This is a genomic window from Halanaerobacter jeridensis (assembly GCF_016908315.1).
Lineage (GTDB): Bacteria > Bacillota > Halanaerobiia > Halobacteroidales > Halobacteroidaceae > Halanaerobacter > Halanaerobacter jeridensis.
Genome location: NZ_JAFBDQ010000005.1, coordinates 120972 through 140271 on the forward strand (window position 1 = coordinate 120972; position 19300 = coordinate 140271).

Sequence of the window (19300 nt, forward strand, 5' to 3'; positions counted from 1 at the left end):
TTAAACCCCTTCATCTCCCAATCTTATTTTATAGCACTCCATGCTGTAAAAATCAATTCTTTAAATTGATCTAGGTCTTTAATTTCAGTCGGAATATTTATAATTCCCGGTTCCTTTATTTTATCTTTTTTATTTGCAACCTTTTCTAATTTTAATTGCCCAGTAGTTAAATATTCTACATCAGAATGAAGCTGATAATACTGTTTAGTATATAAATCAGGATGAGTAATATGTACTGCTGGTACTAAATCCCATAAGTGAAATCCTACTTCCCCCACTAATTGTTGTCCATAATAATACCACTGCTCTATGTGCTTCGCAATGTATTGATAGCTTTCTTCCTCTTGATTTTGTAACCACTGCCAGTCATCTGAATTAAAGAAAGCATTCAAACACATATTACCTGTAGCAACCATTACAGGTACAGGTGCTTCTAATACCAACTTAGCAGCTTCAGGGTCACAAGAAAAATTAAGTTCACCAATCTCTTTTTCACCAAAAGACAATTTTTCTGTAATCCCACCCATAACTTTAATTTCCTTTAAATAACTAAAAAACTGAGGATCTAATTGGCAAGCAGCTTTCAAATTTGTTAAAGCACCTGTAGCTAGCAGAGTTACCTCTCCTTTATTCTTTTTAGCTTCTTCTACTAAAAACTCAGCTGCTGCAGTATTAAAATCACCAGCATCACCAGCACCTTTAGCAAAAGGAACATCTTTTATATTTAATTCTTCACGCATTCTCGTAATTACTTTATTTACTTCTTTTACACTTCCATTACCAAAAGTACTAGTAATCCCTACTAAATCAACATCATTACGACCTAATAAATATAATAATGTTATTCCATCATCTACATCTTTTTCAGCTAACCCCATTGTATTATCGCAATCAAATAAAACCTTTTCCACAATCATCCCTCCAAATTTTAATTGACTATATTTTTATTTTCTACATAAAATACTATTTTCCTTTTTTATAAGTCAATAACTAATTAATTTCTGGTTGATAAATTCTCATAAAAAAACCTGTTGCCGATAAATAGCAACAGGTTTAAGTCATATTTTTTCTATTCAATTTCTAAAGATGGATCATTAGCCCAACCGACCCATGCTGCATCATAGATCTTAAGGTTTGGATACCCAATTAATTTTAAAGCAAAATAATTATAAGTAGCTCTTACAGATGTATGACAATACATTGCTATTTCTTTATCTGGAGTCACACCATGGTTTTGATATAACTTTTTCAATTCTGATGCAGGTTTTAATAAACCATTTTCATCCGAATTTTCAGTCCATTCGATATGAATTGCTCCTGGAATGCGACCAGCTCTATTAGCGCCACCTAAAGCTTTTTCTCCCTTATATTCAGCAGCACTTCTAGTATCAATTACTGCAAAATCTGATTGACCTAAGTTATTATTTAATTCAGAAGTAGAAATGATCATATCTTCATTAACTTTATTCACTGTATAACTACCTTCATCTGCTCCTTCAGGTAAATGATTGACATCATAATCTTTATTCTGCCAAGCTTTGATCCCGCCATCTAGCAGTTGTACTTGTCCTTGATGGTTATATACCTGTAGCATCCACCAGACTCTTGTTGCCCATAAACCTCCACTATGGTCATAAACAACTACGCGAGTATTATTACTAATCCCTTTTTCCTCCATTACATCTTCAAATTCTTGCGGTGGTAAAATTAATCCTTTTACATCTTCACCTTTAACTTGATTAGTTGTAGCCATTTCTCCGCCCCAAATACTAACTGCACCAGGAATATGTGCTTTAGTATAGTTCATTTTATTTGTAACATCTAAAATGGCAATATCTTCTCCAGACTCTAAATCTGAATGCAGTTCTTCAGCTGAAATTACCATCTCTGGATTAGCATAGCCTCTATCAGCAGCAACCCCTGAAAGACTAAAACCTGCAACTAAAACAGCCACTAACATCATCAGCATAATTTTTTTCATTTTTAACCCCTCCAGTTTTAAAGTTTTAATTAGAATAAGTCCTGCAGCAAAGCAGGACTTATTAAAAGCCAATTACTCTTCAGTCGGATCAGTAACTGGTAAATCTTTTTTAGCACTCCATTCAATCCAAGATCCATCATAGTTTTGTACATCTTCATAACCTAATAATTGAGTTAACACAAAAGTTGTATGAGAAGATCTTACAGCAGATTGACAATAAGGCATAATTGTCTTATCTGGAGTAACTCCTTTAGATTGATATACCTCTTTTAATTCTGCAGCCGTTTTGAAAGTACGAGGTCCTTCAGATTTACCTCCATTAACTGCTTCCTTCCATTCAATCCAAGTACAGCTTGGAATACGACCAGATCTATCTCCTCTATCACTTCTACCCATATATTCTTTCTCAGAACGAGTATCTAAAGCTACAATACTTTCATCATCAATAGCCTTTTGTACTTCTTGGTCAGTAGCTAACCATTTATCAATTTCCATTTCGTCTCTATCAAATGTAAAGTTACCTTTTGCTAAGTCTGGAGCACTAGTAGAAGTTTCATAGCCTAAACCTTTCCAGCGCACAATTCCACCATCTAATAACTTAACATTATCATAACCATACATAGTTAAGATCCACCACATTCTAGATGCATCATAGTCAGCACGATCATCATAAATAACAATTAAATCTCCATTATTAACTCCTTTTTCCTGCAGCATCTTTTCCATCTGCTCTGGTGTAGCTCTCATACCACCATATTCAGCATTAGGATTTTCTTCATCACTACGATAAATTTGAATTGCTCCTGGTACATGTCCTAACTTATACTTAGCCGGATGTCTAAAGTCAAAAACTTTTACATCATCTTGTCCTTTAATCTCTTTTAATCTTTTGGCACTAATTAAAGATTCTGGATGAGCATAACCTCTTTCTTCAATTGGAACATAATTTTCACTTACATTTCCTTTCGTATTTAACTTATCGAATGCTACAAATCCACCAACAGCTAATATTAATACTACCACGATTCCTGCAATTGCTTTTTTCGACATCTTATCCCCTCCACTTTTTTGATTTGAATATTTTTTCACAAAGTAAATAAAAAATATATCCTTAACACTAATAATCATATCCATTTTATCAGCTTTTGTCATTAGTAATAAAAAACAATTTATAATTGTGATTTTTGTAACTTTCTACAATTAGACAGAAAAATAGATGCAATTTACTTAATTAAGTCATCTTATCTTTATTAAAAAACCATAATTAACAATTATATCCTTTTTAGACTAAATGATCATAAGACCGACTTTTGAAAAAGCCGGTCTTATTTTTTTAATTATGATTGAGCAGGATTTATAGAGTACCAACCTTTTTGATTCATTAATTGAAATATCTCTTGTTTATGAAGATGTTTATCATGTTGTATCTGTTCTAAAGTCTGGAAAACTTCATTATTAGCAGCTTCTAAAATAGAAATATCATAATTCCCTGAAAGATGTTTGACCGTCATTAAGGCATCTTGTAATATTTGACGATCATCTAACCCTTCTACATCCTCAGTATTTTTAGCAGACATAGAAGTCTTTGCAATTTCCATATCAGCTTTTTTATCAGTCATTTTAATATTAGATTTACCACTTTGCTTCTTACTCTTCTGGCGGAAATCACCACTTCTTTCCTGAGCTGCTTCAATATCAAAGTTCCCATTTAAAGCATCATTTAACATTTGTACGTGCTGATCTTCTTGCTTTACTAAATCAGAAAATAAATCTCTCACCTCTTGGTCGCTAGCATTAGAAGCATAATATTTGTACTTTTGATTACAGATTTCCTCTGCAGTTAATGTGTCAGAAATTAAAGTTTTTTCTTTACTAGTTATTTGCATTTTTTTCCCCCTCTGTTTTAATCGGTCATAACTAGTATAAACAAAGAGGCAAAAAATATTTATTATAATTGTAACTAATTTATTCCATTTATAAAATTCACTATTTAATTACGAGTCTGTTTAGTAGAAAATAAATAGTCCCATAATTCAGAACCAATACCAAAATTATTTTTTTGATTGCGATGATGAATTTTATGATGCCATTGTAATGTCTTAAATAAATTATTTTTCTCAATTATTGCTTGAGTAGGCCAATGAAAATGAAGATGTATTATCTCAGTCCACACGATATAAATTAAAATAACTGCTAAAACTAATAAAGCATTAAAACGATTAGTCCACCACAATAAAATTATACCGGGACTAGCACAAATGACTTGCAATATTAAATAATCAAAAGTTGCTAAAACATCTTCGGGATTAGCTTCATTATCTCTAAATCTAATTTTATTAGAATCAAATTCTTGATGATGTTCTTCTGAATGCTGGTGACTAATCAAATCATGTATATAAAATCGATGAACACAGTATTCAATGAAGGTAGCATATAAATAAGCTATAATAATAATCATTAACCTTCCCATTATTTCCACCTCATTTTAGATAATTCAATCTATTGTTTATATAATAGTTTCTAGATTATAACTACCTTTCCTTTTTTAAAAACAATTTAGTATTTTTATAATTATTGTTGAAGATTATTATTTTTTATATTTTTAATAATAAAAGACTTCCTCACGGAAGCCTTTTACCTGTACATCATTTATTTAATTACCAAATATTTTCCATTCATACATAGTATAGTAATATGAATTATTGTTTGTACAGTAAATTCGGACATATTGGGCTGAAAACGAACTATTAAATTCATCCCAATCTCCATTACTTCTAATTGTCTTGACTGTTTCCCAACTTCTACCGTTCCATCTTTGAACATAATATTGTTGAGGATAATTTCTTTTACTCCATTTGATTTTCATATTTGAAATATCTCTTCTACTACCTAAATTAACATAAACCCAAGCATTATTATAAGATCTCACTGCCCAAAAGCTAGAATTATCACCATCAACTATATTCGCAGGATAGTAATTTGAATAATATCCTGATACTCTTAGAGATTTATTTAAAGCGAGATTATTACTTGGCTCTGGATTAGGTTCTGGTTCATTATCGTCGTTATCATCATTATCGTTATTGTCATTTGTTTGTTGGTCAGTCATGATGTAACCTCTTATATCTAGCCTATTTACCAAATCATAAGACATCCAACCATAGCCATTAAAACCCCATCGAGAACCCCAAGAATTAATCAACTTAAAAGCTCTTTTACTATCACTATAACCTACAAAAGTTATCGCATGCCAACCTGATAAATTACCATAAGTATTATCATAAATCGGATTAGAATTAGAGACATTAAAATCTTGATAAACTGGAATGGCTACAGTAATTACATCTCCTGCTGCTAGATGATTTTTCATAGCACTAACATTTCCTGCCGCTAAAGTACCCCAGCTTTTTGCTTTATATTTACTAGCTACTTGACGTTGGCGAGAATTAGGTTGAGTCCAATAGTCATTATCATCATAAGGCATTACTGACAATGGACAAACTCCTTGATTTTTAATTAAGTTCAATGCATCATTAACATGTGACCCTCTATCTTGACCACCGTTAATTTGATTATAAACATAAGCTGGGCTAAATTGATTGTCCCTACTATTGACATTCCAATTATGATCCTGTTTTTCTTGATAAGTTTTATAAGCATAAGCAGTTGCCCAACCCACACAACTACCTTGCGATCCTTGATTACCAACTGGCGGCATATCATTTGATAAATCAACTTGAGAAGGAGCAGTTACATTAGATAAAGTTTTTAATTTTGGTAACTCATTATACTCCTCTTCTTTCATTAAGCTTAGACCTAACTTATATTTCTGATTACCAGTCTCAAACTCTTTAGCTTGAGGTAGATTTTCCTTGCTTAGACTAACACTAAGTGTATTTGCTTTAGATACTCTAAGCCAGACCGCTACTTCTGCTGATAAATTAAATTTGTATTTCAACTGATTCTTATCGCCTTTTTCTGCCACTACAACATACTTCTTTTGTGAAGCTTGATTACTTTTTTCTATCTCTAAAGTGAAATCTTCTTGACGGCTAGCTTCTTCGGCTTCAAAATAAAAATGATTATCAAAGGAATTAGCATTTAAACCTTTATCATCTTTACTAGGGACATAATCTAAATCATCAGTTACTAATAATTTGTCTAAATATACTGTTTCTGACTCAGAGATAACTTCTAAAACACTAAGGCCTTCTACTTCAGTTACTGCTACTTTCTCCCACTGCCACTTAGAAGGATTATAATCCACCTGCTGCTGATACTTCACCCCATTATAAGTGAATTCAACTTTATGCCTTCCTTCTTCTAAAGGTTGGAGAGCAAAATCTCTAATCGTCTTAACCTGACCATTACTAAAAGTAGCCTCTAAATTATTTTCATCCCTTACTTCTACCGACTGCAGAACTAATTTCTGATTTTTACTCACGTCTTCATCACTAGAACATCCCGTTAACACTACAATTAAAACCAGAACAAAAATTAAGCAACACTTCTTTTTGGATAATAAAAACATAATTTAACACCTTCCTTTTTTTAATAGAAAGATTATAAACTAATATATCTACATGTAGATATTCTTATAGCAAAATTTAAAATTAGGTAGAATAATTTTTATTCTACGCTATAATAAAAACAAAATATTCTTTCTTGATCCAAAAAATTAAATACATTAATTACAATATATGGAAATATTGTTAGTGCTATTATACCATTTTTTTCCACAAAAGTTAAGGGCTAAATAAAAAAACTCTCCCGAAGGAGAGTTTTAGAACTTAATGTTTTGTTTTAATAAAAGGTAGGACCATTAGAAATTTTCCATCCATAATTACTTTTCTTCAAATCCAATGCTAATCCTAATGTTGAGTTATTATTTTTGTTAAACAAAACTGCTACTCGTGCTGTATCTTCTACTTGATTCCGCAAATCAATTTGATAAGTTGTATTATTATTATTTACAGCATTCATTTTTTGCTGAACTGTTTTGAACTTTTTTTGTTCTTTAAATTGAGCTAAAGATAATTGCTTTTGGACCCGAGAACTATAAGTAGCATATACCTCTTGAAAATCTTCTTTTAATAGCCCTTTAGTAAATCTTCTAGCAGTAGCAATTGGAGAATAATAATATTTATCTGCTGCCTCTACTTTAGTAGCTAATTCCGTTAAATAGTTAATTCTTTTATCTAAATTAGGATGTTCAGAAAATATTTCTAATAACTCTGAATCTGTAGGTGCTTCACTCTTTCTTTTCAGTAGTTTCATCACTCCTACTGCTCCATAATGATCATATCCTGCTCTTTTAGTTAAAAAGACCGAATAATAATCTGCATCTTTTTCTTGGGTTCGACTATATCCCTTCTGTAAAAGATTTAAAGCTATAGATGCAATCTGACTAGATTGATCCTCATTTATTTCTCCATCACCTGCTAAATCTGCTAATAACGTTCCTAGTTGGATTGTTTGAATCCATTCTAATTTTTCTTCAATATCTCCATTAACACCATGACCTAATTCATGGGCTATAATTGCTGCTAATTGATTATTATTTTCCGTTTCTTCAATTAATCCTTTAAATAATATCATTCTGCCATCACCTAAATAAGCAGCATTCATAACTGGAGCATCAATAACTCGATACTGAAACTTAAGTTCTGGAGCATCTTTTTTGGCTTCAGAACTTAAGTTATGGAAGAGATTATCTATTTCTTCTTTTTCTTCTTGTTTTAAGTCTGCAACTCCATATTTTTCAATATACAATTTCATATTTTGTTTAGAAATTTTCTTCTCTAAATCAGAAACTGCCACAGTAGAATAACTTAAAGTCAATAGTAGGGTTATAAGTACTACTAACGTTAAACAATATTTATATTTTCGTGACATTAATCTCCCCCCCATCAATACAAATCAACTTTAAGATAATTGTTTTGATCACTTTGCACCTGTACACGTAGTTGTTTCTTAGCATTGTGTTTTATTATTTTCAGACCATAACTTCCTGGTTCTAAAGCTTTAAATCGTACTTCTCCTCGTGTAGTATATTGAAAATCTATTCTTCTTTTAAAATTTGCAGTATATAACCCTACATAGACATCATTCATCAATGACTGTTGTTGATTATAGACATTGACTCTTAAATTACCAACTCCATTACAAGCAGTTAGAAGTAAAACTAAACTGACTAAAACTACAACTAAATAAAATCTTGCTTTCATTTTTTTATCACCTCAATTTAATCAAGTGACATTATTTTATATTATTAATTTAAACCATTAACTGTAATAGGTACATCACGCGTAGTTGGGCCAATATAATTTAGATATAAATCATTATTTTGACTATAATCATTAACTGTTATCGGACCAATTTGACCATAATAATCACCTTGATCGACTCGACCACTATTATTTACATCACGCCAGCCGATAATGTATACTTCATCAGCATCAATTTGATCCAAACCATAAGTAGTATTATTAGCAAATTCTCGCACTTCACTCACTACAGTCAAATCATCACCACTTTTAGTTGCTGCAAATACTTTAGGTGGGCCTAACTTTCTATTTAATAATGCTCCATAAGCATCTACTAAGCCATAACCATATTTTTCATCTTTTCCTTCTTCTCCTAAGTCAACTGCTGTATCTTTTAATCTCTCTTCAACTTCACTAGGACTAACTCCATCGGCTAATAATAAACTAGCTACTCCACTGACATAAGGTGTGGCCATTGAAGTACCTGTCATAGTATCATAAATAGGAATAAAACTATCATTATTTGAGTCATAATAGCCTGTTGTATTATAAATACCAGTCCCAGGAGCAACTAAATCTAAAGCAGGTCCATAATTAGAGTAAGACCCCAATGAATTATCTGAATTTACAGCACCCACTGCCATTGTACTATCATAACTTGCTGGTTCTAAAACATCAGAGATACCTTCATATCTATTAGTATCTTCATTATAAACACCATTTCCAGAAGCAGCAAAAACCAATATCCCTTTACTAGTAGCTTCATTGATAGCATCTCTCATTGTTTTATCTTTATCACTACCAGAAATATTCCCTCCTAAACTTAAGTTAATAATATCTACTTCTTCATCAATTGTTATTTCTTTTCCAGTATTATTTTCTACTGCTAATCCAGCAGCAAATTTAATTCCTTTAACAATATTACCACTACCTTTACCATCTGTTCCTAAAACTCTAATTGGTACAATATTAATATTCCAATTAGTACCTGTTACTCCAATTTCATTATTCGCAACTGCCCCAATAATCCCTGCTACATGAGTCCCATGACTATTAGCACTTAAATCATAAGGTTTACTATCACCATCCACAAAATCATAACCAGCCGAACTAATTCGTCCCTGTAAATCAGGATGATTTGGTATAATTCCAGTATCAACTACAGCTACTGTAATTTCTTTAGAATCACCTGTCTGTTGGTCCCAAGCAGCTTCTAAGTTAAGCTGAGTTGAAGAATTTTGAGTATAATTTTCATAATCTTCGTCATTAGGTATTTTAGTAGCATAATAAATGTAATTAGGCTGTGCATACTCTACTTGCTCTAATTGTTTATACTTCTTAACTGCTTTCTTCACATCCAAATCTTTAGGTAGTTGATAATGAATTATTTTTTCTGACTCATTAGATATTTTAGATATCTTTCTTAAATTATTTTTTTGCTCTAACCGCTTTATAGATTGCAAAGAAGTAGTTGCTTTATATTTAATAATAATCTCTTCTTTTTTATATTGTTCTTGCTCCCTAGTATTCGCTATAGAATTTATTTTAGACTTTACTTTAGGTTGAGAATTAAATTTAATATCTGTTTGTCTAATAGTAATCGATTCTGATGCTGATTCGGCAGTTTTATTACTTACTCTCACTTCTCCTGTTAATGATAACTGATCTATCTCTTCAAATACAGCTGTAATAGTATAGTTTGCATCCATTACTAAAGGATAAGGATTTCGATCACCACTAATACTACCTTGCCACTCTTTAAAAAACCAACCAGAATCTGGGTCAGGCTCTAAGTTTAATGCTTCATTTTCTTTGTATGACCCTGAACTAGGTGAAACACTACCTTGCCCTTCAGTAGTAATCGTTAAATTATAATGAGTAGTAGTTGATTCCTCACCACTACAAGCTGTTAACAACAACATCACTACTAATAAGCTGCTAATTAAATAATTCCTTTTAATCTTAACCACTCCTTATTTTTAGTAGTATTAAATATCTTCTATATTTATTGAATAAAGCCTTTTTTTATCTCTAAAAATAAAAATCTCCCACAGCAGGAGATATATTAATAATTAATTTAATTTTTAACACTTTTCATTTTTTGAATTATTAATTTATCCAATTTACGACTTAACTTTAGGACAGAACCATGCAAAAAGTCTTTTTCTACTATTTCAACTCTGTTTTTTAATTCTTCTCTCAAACTTTCTATTTCAATTGGCATCTAAAATCACCCTTTATATAATTATTATTAATCATATTATATCAAATCCAAAGAAAAAAATAAAGAGTTTTTTGAAAAATATTACATAATAGTATTTTTATACTATTAATTGTAGTCATTTAACCTCGCTCTCATTAAACAGAGTCCATTAAATTTAATTTATTCTCTTTACTAAAAATCTTAGGATTGATTATATTATATCATCTATTTCTAAAATTTAAAGTATTTTTCAAAATTATTATAAAATGTTATTTTATGACATTTTATAAAACTGTTAATTTTATTTTAAAAGTAATATTTATTCTTAGACATCAATATTATTGAAATAGGACTCGAGTAAGGAGGAATCAAAATGACAGAAAAAATTAGTAAAAGCATTATAAATTTTAAAGCCTTAGTTGCAGTAGCCTTTACTATTTCCCTAATTCTTTTTTCAGAATCAGGATTTTCTGCTGCTGTGGAAGGATTAGATACCTGGTGGAAAATAGTATTTCCAGCTTTATTACCTTTTTTCATTATTGCAGAAATATTAATGGGGTTAGGAGTAGTACATTTTTTAGGTGTGCTATTAGAACCATTGATGAAACCTCTCTTTAAAGTACCAGGAGTAGGTGCTTTTGCTCTAGCGATGGGACTTGCTTCGGGTTATCCTATCGGGGCCAAAATAACTGCGCAGTTGCGCAGAGAACAATTATGTACACAAGCTGAAGGAGAACGTTTGATTTCATTTACAAATACAGCCGACCCGCTGTTTATGGTAGGGGCTGTTGCTGTCGGAATGTTCGCTCGCCCAGAACTAGGTCTGGTTTTAGCCTTGGCCCATTATCTATCTTGCTTAGCAGTAGGATTTATAATGAGATTTTATAATCCTAGCACTAATGACCAAACTACTGTTGCACAAGAAAATAACACCGCATCAAATATTATCAATCGCGCCTTTAAAAAACTTTATCAAGCTCAACGCGAAGATGGTCGTTCTTTTGGACAATTATTAGGGGATGCAATCAAAGAAGCGGTCAACACTTTATTATTAATTGGGGGCTTTATTATCTTCTTTTCTGTCTTAACCCAAATTCTAGCTGACATAGGATTTACCAAATTATTATCAATCTTATTATCCATTATTTTAAAACCGTTAGGCATTAAAAAAACAATGATTTTACCATTAGTAGGCGGATTATTTGAGATAACTAATGGTTCAAATCTAGCTAGCCAAGCTGCTGCACCTCTCAATCAGCAATTAGTTATTACTAGTGGAGTGATTGCTTGGAGCGGTTTATCAGTTCATGCTCAAGTAATGACTATGATTAATGGCACAGATTTACGTATTAAACCTTATTTATGGGCGCGAGTTCTTCATGGTTTTTTAGCAAGTATAATCACCTATTTATTAGTTGGCCCTGCTAATATATTAGGCAGCCAGTTATTACAACCAGTTACTTTTAGTCCCCAATATCTAAATGTCAAAATAAATTACTTAGGGTATATTTCTCAAATTAGCTTTGGCATTTTAATTATCTTAACTGCTTCTATTTTATTATCTTTAATAATGCATTTAATAAAAAGAATTACAGTCATCTCTTTCCATTACTTTGGTTAATTAATTTTAGAGTCTTTCTTCTTAGAATAGTTTCATCAAGAGTAAAATTATGACCAGAATCGCTAATGCCGCTAACATCAAACTAATCATTAAATCAGGTACATCTTTGTATTGCTCGATCTCAACTTCTTCCTGCTGATAAGGTACCTTTAATTTCATATTATTATTCGCATCCATACTAGTTTTACCATAAATTTCTGAAGTAAAATGAACTAAAAGTATATAGGAATCTTCTTCCTGGTCATAATTAACTTCTTCTAAAGTTCCCACCACTTTATTTTCTTCTTCTATTACTTCCGCTAAATCCTCTTTATATTTTTCATACTGTGCTCCTGAAAACTCTAATAATATTTCATCACCAATATTAATATTAGCTATTTTCTGACCATTAATTGGAGCAATTATAACAGAACACTGAACTACTGTACTTTCATCTTCAACTTCTTCTTCTAATTCTTGATCCTCTTCATTATGAAACATCTGGGGCATATCATTTTCTAATTTTTCAGCACTTATTTCTTCAGTTGCTAAATCTAACTTTATTCTTTCTTTAGCTAATATATGTAATTCTCGGTCAAAGAACTTTTCAATCTCTTGTTTAGTGGCTGTAGTTAATCTTTCCACCGAATCTTCTAATTTATCTTTTAATTCATATTTAAAATTATAACTTCTCTTTTTCTCCTTAATCGTATTTCCATCAAAAATTCTTTTAAAAATTATATAGTCTCCATCCACAGGAGTTAATTGCGCTTCAGGATTATCAGTCATGATTAGATTCCAACTTTTCAATTCTTCTGAGCCAATAATTGCCATAAACATTCCTACTTCATCTTCAAATTTGCCATATTTAAATTTACCCTTAATTATTCTATAATTATCATTTGATTCATTTAACTCCAAATCTTCTCCTGTAACTTTGTCGTCAGCCACTTTTAATCCCCTCTTTCTTCTACTATTATATTAATTACTATATTATAAAATAAATTAGATTTTATAAAGGTATACATATTATTATTATTGAATAAAATCCTTTTTAGTCCTTGTTTAGTTATAAAAATTATCGTTTTTTAACATAATATTAACTATAATTATTAGGGAAGTGATTTCAATGGCAGAGAAAGATTTAGAAGCAGTTGCTGAGATTTCAGGAGCAATCTATTTTCAAAGCGCAGAAATTTTAATTGGAGATGACTCTAATCAACTTTATATTTATCAAAAACAGGAACTGCAGCAAAATATCAAAATTCCAGGGGGACTGCAGGATCCAGAGGCGATTTGTATGATGGGACAAGATAAAAACAAAGGCAAAATTGCTATCTATGGTGATAGTATCATCACTATTATTCAATTAAGTATAGATCAACAAAAGTTTAATCTTAAGCCCAACTGCAGCCAAAAACACGAAGTTCCTTTTAGAGAAAAAAAGAAAGTTGAATCCTTAGAATATAATCCTTACAAAAAATCATTTGTTTTAATTGACCGCCGTAAAAAAGATAACTTCAATTTAGGCTCAGGTATTATTTATGAGTATAATTCTGCTAATAATAAGTTGATTAATACCAGAGCTAGAATTGGAAAAGAAGAGAATAAAAATGACTGCAAGCCAACTGATATGGTGAGAAAAAAAGAGCGCTATTATGTTTTAACCGAAGAAAAGATCTTTACTCTTAACCTCGACTACCAAGAATTAGAGCAACAGAAGATTGCAAAAATTAAAGATGCCGAAGCAATTTATCTAAAAGATAATCACTATGTTATTTTTATTGACCAAGCCCAAGCAGAACGCAAAGCAAAACTCATACCTAAATCTTAACTTTTCAATTCAGGTATGAGTTTATTTGTGCTTTATTATTCTTTCCAGAAACGACCACCTACAGTTTTTATCACCCTCCCTAGACCATCTCTTTTGATTTCAACAATTTCTCGTACTAATGATAGTTCTTGATGTTCAATGCTTTAACTATAAATATAACCTCGAAAAAAAGTCGGATTGATTTTTATTTTACAGACAATTATTTATCTAAATAATCTTGATGATACTCTTCCGCTTCATAAAACGGCCCTGCTTCTTCAATTTCAGTCACAATCGGGTCATCATAAGTAACACTATTATTCAAATCTTCTTTTGACTGCTGGGCCAATTTCTTTTGTTCTTCGCTTGTATAGAATATAGCTGAACGGTATTGCCTTCCTACATCAGGACCTTCCCGATTTAAAGTCGTTGGATTATGACATTCCCAAAACAGGTCTAACAACTCTTGATATGGAACTTCTTCTTCATCATAAATCACTTCTACTGCTTCAGCATGACCAGTGTCTCCATTACATACCTCTTCATAACTAGGTTCTACAGTACTACCACCTGTATAACCTACTGTAGTTTCTGTTACTCCTGCAACTTCTTTAAACTTAGACTCTACTCCCCAAAAACAACCAGCTGCAAAAATAGCTCGGTCCATAATTAACCTCTCCTTTGCAATTACAAAAATTAGTTATGTACTTTTTTCATTTAGAATCTTCTGATTCTGTAATGATTTTATCTTCTTCCTCCATCTTCGTCATTAATCTATCTATGATATAATCTGGAACTAATTCTTCTACACATCCACCAAAACTAGCTACTTCCTTAACAGCGCTAGAACTCAAATAAGCATATTCTGTATTAGTCATCATAAATAAAGTTTCGATTTCTGGAGCCAACTTTTTATTTAAAGAAGCCATTTGAAATTCTGATTCAAAATCTGAAACTGCTCTCAACCCTCTAATAATCACTTCACCATGATGCTGTTCTATATAGTCAATTAATAAGCCCGTAAAACTATCCACTTCAATCTCTGGCTTATCATCTAAAACTTCTTCTAACATCTCTACTCTTTCTTCTTTAGTAAACAAATGTTCTTTATTAGCATTATTGAAGACAGCTACAATTACTTTGTCAAAAATATTATTAGCTCTCTTAATAATATCTAAATGACCACTTGTCACCGGATCAAAACTACCTGGATAAACCGCTACTTTAGCCATAATTATTCGCTCCTTTTAACTAATGTTAAAGCTGCATTACCATAATCTCTTTCTTTTATTATATCATATTCTGATGCTAAGTCTAGCTCAGCTTCAGAATGATGTTCCATGATTATAATGCCTGTAGGATGTAATAATTTATACTTTTCAATCTCTTTTAAAGTTGCCTGATATAAATGTTCTTGTTTATATGGTGGATCCATAAAAATTAAATCAAAATTACCGCGCAGCAAACCTAAAGATTCTAATACATCTGCTGTCACAACTTTACTTTTATCCTCATAACCTAACATTTCTATATTTTCTTCAACGATTTTTATATTTTCTTCTGACTTATCTACAAATACAGTTTCATAAGCACCACGACTCAAAGCTTCTAAACCAATCCCACCAAATCCAGCAAATAAATCTAAAAATCTAACTCCTACTATTTCTGAACCTAAAATATTAAATAACGCTTCTTTAGTCCGATCACTAGTTGGTCGGACATCTTGACCATCACGACGATTTAATCTTCTTCCTTTATCTTTTCCAGCAATTATTCTCATATTTATAATCTCCTTTCACAATTACACAATTAAAATCTGATATTGCTCAATATACTATTCACTACTATAAAGATTAGACTTGACAATGTCAAGTCTCTACATTTATTTTTTTATTCTTACTGTTCGTTATTATTTAGACTTGGCAGTGCCAAGTCTCTACTCTTTTCACTGCTTTTACTCTTTACTTCTTTTCACTGCTTTTTTTCTCATTTCTCATTACTCTTTACTCATTACTGTTTCAATGTTCTTATGATATATCTATTAATTCAAAATCATAATCAAAACTTTTACTTAAGAATTTCTTTAAAATTTGATGCTGCTGATTATTCAATTGAGGATCGCTCCGTACTACTTCAAAAGCATCTTCTCGGGCTTTTTCCAGTACTTTTTGATCGCGAATAATATCTGCTACCTTTAAATCCGGCATTCCATGTTGTCTTGTACCAAAAAATTCACCTGGCCCTCGCAATTTTAAATCTTCTTCAGCAATTTCAAAACCATCATTAGAGCGAGCCATAATTTTCATTCTTTCCTTACCCTCATCTGTCTTAGGGTCAGAAACAAGAATACAATAGGATTGATAGCTACTTCGTCCGACTCGTCCTCGCAATTGATGTAACTGAGCTAAACCAAAACGTTGCGCATCTTCAATGACCATAATTGTAGCATTAGGCACATCAACCCCTACTTCAATCACTGTAGTAGATACTAATACATCAATCTTACCCTTTCTAAACTCTTCCATTACGTCTTCTTTTTCTGATGATTTCAACTGCCCATGTAATAATCCTAAATTTAAATCAGGAAAGATTTCTTCTTTAAACCTCAGAAAAACTTCCGTCGCTGATTCTACATCTAAACTTTCTGATTCCTCTACTAATGGACAGACAACATAAGCCTGCTGACCATCTTCTACTTTTTCTTCAATAAAAGAATAAATCTTAGACCGGGCTTGTTGAGTCCGCCATTCAGTTACTACTGCTTTTCTTCCTGGCGGTAGTTCATCAATTACTGACACATCTAAATCACCATAAACAGTTAAAGCTAAAGTCCGAGGAATAGGGGTCGCAGTCATCACTAATACATCAGGAATATCTCCTTTTTCCTGTAGGGTAGCTCTTTGTCTCACTCCAAAACGATGCTGTTCATCTACAATAGCTAAACCTAAATGATCAAAATTAATCTCTTCTTGAATCAATGCATGGGTCCCAATAATTATATCAATTTTTCCCGCTTCCATTTGCTTAACTACTTCTTCTTTTTCGCTATTACTCAAACTTCCTACTAATAATCCAACTTCAATACCTAATGGAGCTAACTCTTCTTTTAAACCTAAGTAATGCTGCTCAGCTAAAATTTCTGTAGGCGCCATTAGTGCTCCTTGAAATCCAGAGCCTACTGCTCGCAGCAACGCTAAAGTAGCTACTACAGTTTTACCTGCTCCTACATCACCTTGTAACAAGCGATTCATTTGATTAGAAGCAGCCATATCTTCTTTAATCTCCTGCCAAACTTTTTCTTGGGCCGAAGTTAAATCAAAAGGTAGTTTCTCAAAATACTGTGCTACTAATTCTTGTCCTCCTGAATGTTTAGTACCTGGAGTTTCTTCTTTAACTCCTTCTTTCTTCAAAGCTAAGCCCAACTGTAGAATAAATAATTCTTCGTAAGCAAAACGTTTCCGGGCCAATTTTAAACTCTGTTGGTCATCAGGAAAATGAATATCTTGCAAAGCTGATGCTAAATCAGGAAAATTATACTTATCCAAAACAAAAGTAGGTAAAAACTCCGGAATTTCAGTACTATATTTATCTAAAGTATTATTAATAATAGTCCGTAATTTCTTCTGATTAATACCCTTGGTAGTCGGATATACCGGTACGATCCTTGCAGTATGTAAATGTTCCCCTCCTAGTTCTTCATAATGAGGATTATTAATCTCTAAACGCCCGTAATTATGTTTTACTTCACCACTAAAGAGAAAAATCTCACCTTGTTTATCTCTAAAATACTTCATTCGATAAGCTTGATTAAACCACACACCATATAAAGTTCCAGTCCCATCATTAATACCTACTTTAATAATTTTAAGACCTTGGCGCGGCTTAATTTGATTTACATTAACTACTTTTCCTTGGACAGTAACTTCTTCTTCAGCAGTTACATTAGCTATTTTAGAACGTTTGCTCCAGTCATTATAGTCTCTGGGAAAATAGTAGAGTAAATCACTTACTTCTTCTATCTCTAATTTCTTCAATCTTTCCGCCCAATATTCACCCACCCCTTTAACATAACGAACTTCTTGCTGCCAAAATTCAGGCAATTTTTGTCCCTCTTTTACCTCAGATTTAATCTTTTGATTATTACTAGCTTTAGTTTTAGATTGTTTAGACTGTTTTTTCTTTTTTTCAATCTTTTCTAACTTATTATTTTTAAGTTTAAATATTTTTTGGCGGTGGATTTTTTGCCCTAATTGATTAATTATTTCTACAGCATCTTCTAATTTTTCATATCTTTCATCCAAAGTTACATCTTCATAGTCACTAAACAAGTCTTCCAATTTTTCTATTAATTCTACTGTCTCATTAGTATCAGCTTCTGTTTTTAATTTCTGACTTAACTTCAAGACATAACTATCAAATCCACCAAATACAGAAGTGTTCAAACCTTTTAACTTAAATTCTATCGGTAATGGTTTGATTAATTTATTAAATATTTCTTTAATTTTATTCATATTATTCAGCACCTCGAATCTTTATTAATTGCAATAAAAAATTCCTAACACAAATTAGTATTAGGAATTTTATAATTATTATAATACTTTTAGCAAATTACCATTCCAAATGGAGTAGGACCTACATGTGCTCCTACTACTGAACCAAATTCTTGCACTTCTATTGTTTCCCAATCATACTCAGTAGTTAATTTTTCTTTTAAAGTATAGGCCTTATCCGGATAAAGCCCATGTAAAATAATTAAATTATTAGTTCCGTCAACTCTAAGCTCAGAAGCTAAATTTAAAAATTCATTATATAATCTTCTTTTTCCTCTAATTTTTTTATATGGACTAACTTCTCCATCTTCAACTGTTAATAAAGGACGAATTTTAAATAAATTACCCAAAAAAGCTGCCGCCTTACCAATCCGACCGCCCTTTTCCAAATAATCTAATTCATCAACTGTAAAGTATAAATTAATTTGTTCTTTTAATTGATCTATTAAATTCAATAAATCTTCCATACTTTGACCTTGATGTGCTGCCTTAGCAACTTCTGTCACAATAACTCCCAACGGAGCTGTCACAGTTTCTGAATCAACCACTTCAATTTTAGCTCCTTCAATCATATTACTAGCAGTATGAGCAGTTTTTATAGTTCCACTGAATTTTTCTGATATATGGATTGATAAAATATAATCATAATCCTCTGCTAATCTTTCATAAGCATCAATAAATTGACCCAAAGCCGGCTGAGAAGTAGTTGGTAGTTCTTCCGTTGACTCCAACTTCTTTAAAAATTCTTTTTTTGTTAAATCAATTTGATCTAAATATTCTTCTCCTCCTATAGAGACTTTTAAAGGAATCCTAGTTATATTATACTCTTCTAACTTATTTAGCGGCAAATCTGCTGTACTGTCAGTTACAATTGCAACTTCCATCCT

The 19300-nt window shown here is 31.7% G+C and carries 18 protein-coding genes; 2 read left to right on the forward strand and 16 right to left on the reverse strand.

The window, feature by feature from the left end; genetic code table 11:
- Window positions 1-23: 23 nt before the first annotated feature.
- The 10 genes from JOC47_RS06200 to JOC47_RS06245 all read right to left on the reverse strand — a co-directional run bounded on the left by JOC47_RS06200 (window position 24) and on the right by JOC47_RS06245 (window position 10471).
- The gene (locus JOC47_RS06200; RefSeq protein WP_239550951.1) at window positions 24-917 is read right to left on the reverse strand and encodes a nucleoside hydrolase; all 894 of its coding nucleotides are present in this window, start codon (window positions 915-917) and stop codon (window positions 24-26) included.
- A gap of 152 nt (window positions 918-1069) precedes the next feature.
- Window positions 1070-1981, reverse strand: coding sequence for a sulfurtransferase (locus JOC47_RS06205; protein WP_204701193.1), 912 nt, complete (start codon window positions 1979-1981; stop codon window positions 1070-1072).
- A gap of 72 nt (window positions 1982-2053) precedes the next feature.
- Complete coding sequence (locus JOC47_RS06210; protein WP_204701194.1) at window positions 2054-3031, reverse strand: sulfurtransferase; 978 nt, start codon at window positions 3029-3031, stop codon at window positions 2054-2056.
- A 287-nt stretch (window positions 3032-3318) separates the two neighbouring features.
- Window positions 3319-3867: a spore coat protein gene (locus JOC47_RS06215; RefSeq protein ID WP_204701195.1), complete on the reverse strand. Its 549-nt coding sequence runs from the start codon at window positions 3865-3867 to the stop codon at window positions 3319-3321.
- Between the two features lie 104 nt (window positions 3868-3971).
- The gene (locus JOC47_RS06220) at window positions 3972-4451 is read right to left on the reverse strand and encodes a sterol desaturase family protein (protein ID WP_204701196.1); all 480 of its coding nucleotides are present in this window, start codon (window positions 4449-4451) and stop codon (window positions 3972-3974) included.
- A gap of 183 nt (window positions 4452-4634) precedes the next feature.
- The gene (locus JOC47_RS06225) at window positions 4635-6512 is read right to left on the reverse strand and encodes a C1 family peptidase (RefSeq protein ID WP_204701197.1); all 1878 of its coding nucleotides are present in this window, start codon (window positions 6510-6512) and stop codon (window positions 4635-4637) included.
- A gap of 272 nt (window positions 6513-6784) precedes the next feature.
- Window positions 6785-7876, reverse strand: a complete 1092-nt coding sequence (locus tag JOC47_RS06230) for a M48 family metallopeptidase (protein WP_204701198.1) — start codon at window positions 7874-7876, stop codon at window positions 6785-6787.
- A 14-nt stretch (window positions 7877-7890) separates the two neighbouring features.
- Window positions 7891-8208: a hypothetical protein gene (locus tag JOC47_RS06235; RefSeq protein ID WP_204701199.1), complete on the reverse strand. Its 318-nt coding sequence runs from the start codon at window positions 8206-8208 to the stop codon at window positions 7891-7893.
- Window positions 8209-8252: 44 nt separating this feature from the next.
- Window positions 8253-10169: a S8 family serine peptidase gene (locus JOC47_RS06240; RefSeq protein WP_239550968.1), complete on the reverse strand. Its 1917-nt coding sequence runs from the start codon at window positions 10167-10169 to the stop codon at window positions 8253-8255.
- Between the two features lie 155 nt (window positions 10170-10324).
- Window positions 10325-10471: an aspartyl-phosphate phosphatase Spo0E family protein gene (locus JOC47_RS06245; RefSeq protein WP_204701201.1), complete on the reverse strand. Its 147-nt coding sequence runs from the start codon at window positions 10469-10471 to the stop codon at window positions 10325-10327.
- Window positions 10472-10823: 352 nt separating this feature from the next.
- On the opposite strand from JOC47_RS06245, the gene spoVV reads away from it, so the two are divergent.
- On the forward strand, window positions 10824-12071 hold the full coding sequence (gene spoVV / locus JOC47_RS06250) for a dipicolinic acid transporter SpoVV (protein WP_204701202.1): 1248 nt from the start codon (window positions 10824-10826) through the stop codon (window positions 12069-12071).
- A 21-nt stretch (window positions 12072-12092) separates the two neighbouring features.
- Here the strand turns inward: spoVV and JOC47_RS06255 are convergent, their stop codons facing one another.
- Complete coding sequence (locus JOC47_RS06255) at window positions 12093-13001, reverse strand: hypothetical protein (protein ID WP_204701203.1); 909 nt, start codon at window positions 12999-13001, stop codon at window positions 12093-12095.
- Window positions 13002-13179: 178 nt separating this feature from the next.
- Here JOC47_RS06255 and JOC47_RS06260 point away from each other — a divergent pair, with 178 nt between their 5' ends.
- The gene (locus JOC47_RS06260; protein ID WP_204701204.1) at window positions 13180-13884 is read left to right on the forward strand and encodes a hypothetical protein; all 705 of its coding nucleotides are present in this window, start codon (window positions 13180-13182) and stop codon (window positions 13882-13884) included.
- Window positions 13885-14083: 199 nt separating this feature from the next.
- Here the strand turns inward: JOC47_RS06260 and msrA are convergent, their stop codons facing one another.
- From msrA to JOC47_RS06285, 5 genes are all read right to left on the reverse strand, one after another.
- Entirely contained in the window at window positions 14084-14530 is a 447-nt protein-coding gene (gene msrA, locus JOC47_RS06265) for a peptide-methionine (S)-S-oxide reductase MsrA (RefSeq protein ID WP_204701205.1), read from the reverse strand.
- Window positions 14531-14576: 46 nt separating this feature from the next.
- Complete coding sequence (gene coaD / locus JOC47_RS06270; RefSeq protein WP_204701206.1) at window positions 14577-15095, reverse strand: pantetheine-phosphate adenylyltransferase; 519 nt, start codon at window positions 15093-15095, stop codon at window positions 14577-14579.
- 2 nt (window positions 15096-15097) lie between these two features.
- Entirely contained in the window at window positions 15098-15643 is a 546-nt protein-coding gene (gene rsmD / locus JOC47_RS06275) for a 16S rRNA (guanine(966)-N(2))-methyltransferase RsmD (protein ID WP_204701207.1), read from the reverse strand.
- Between the two features lie 247 nt (window positions 15644-15890).
- Window positions 15891-18374: an ATP-dependent DNA helicase RecG gene (recG, locus tag JOC47_RS06280; RefSeq protein ID WP_204701208.1), complete on the reverse strand. Its 2484-nt coding sequence runs from the start codon at window positions 18372-18374 to the stop codon at window positions 15891-15893.
- An 89-nt stretch (window positions 18375-18463) separates the two neighbouring features.
- On the reverse strand, window positions 18464-19297 hold the full coding sequence (locus JOC47_RS06285; RefSeq protein ID WP_204701209.1) for a DegV family protein: 834 nt from the start codon (window positions 19295-19297) through the stop codon (window positions 18464-18466).
- Window positions 19298-19300: the final 3 nt, after the last annotated feature.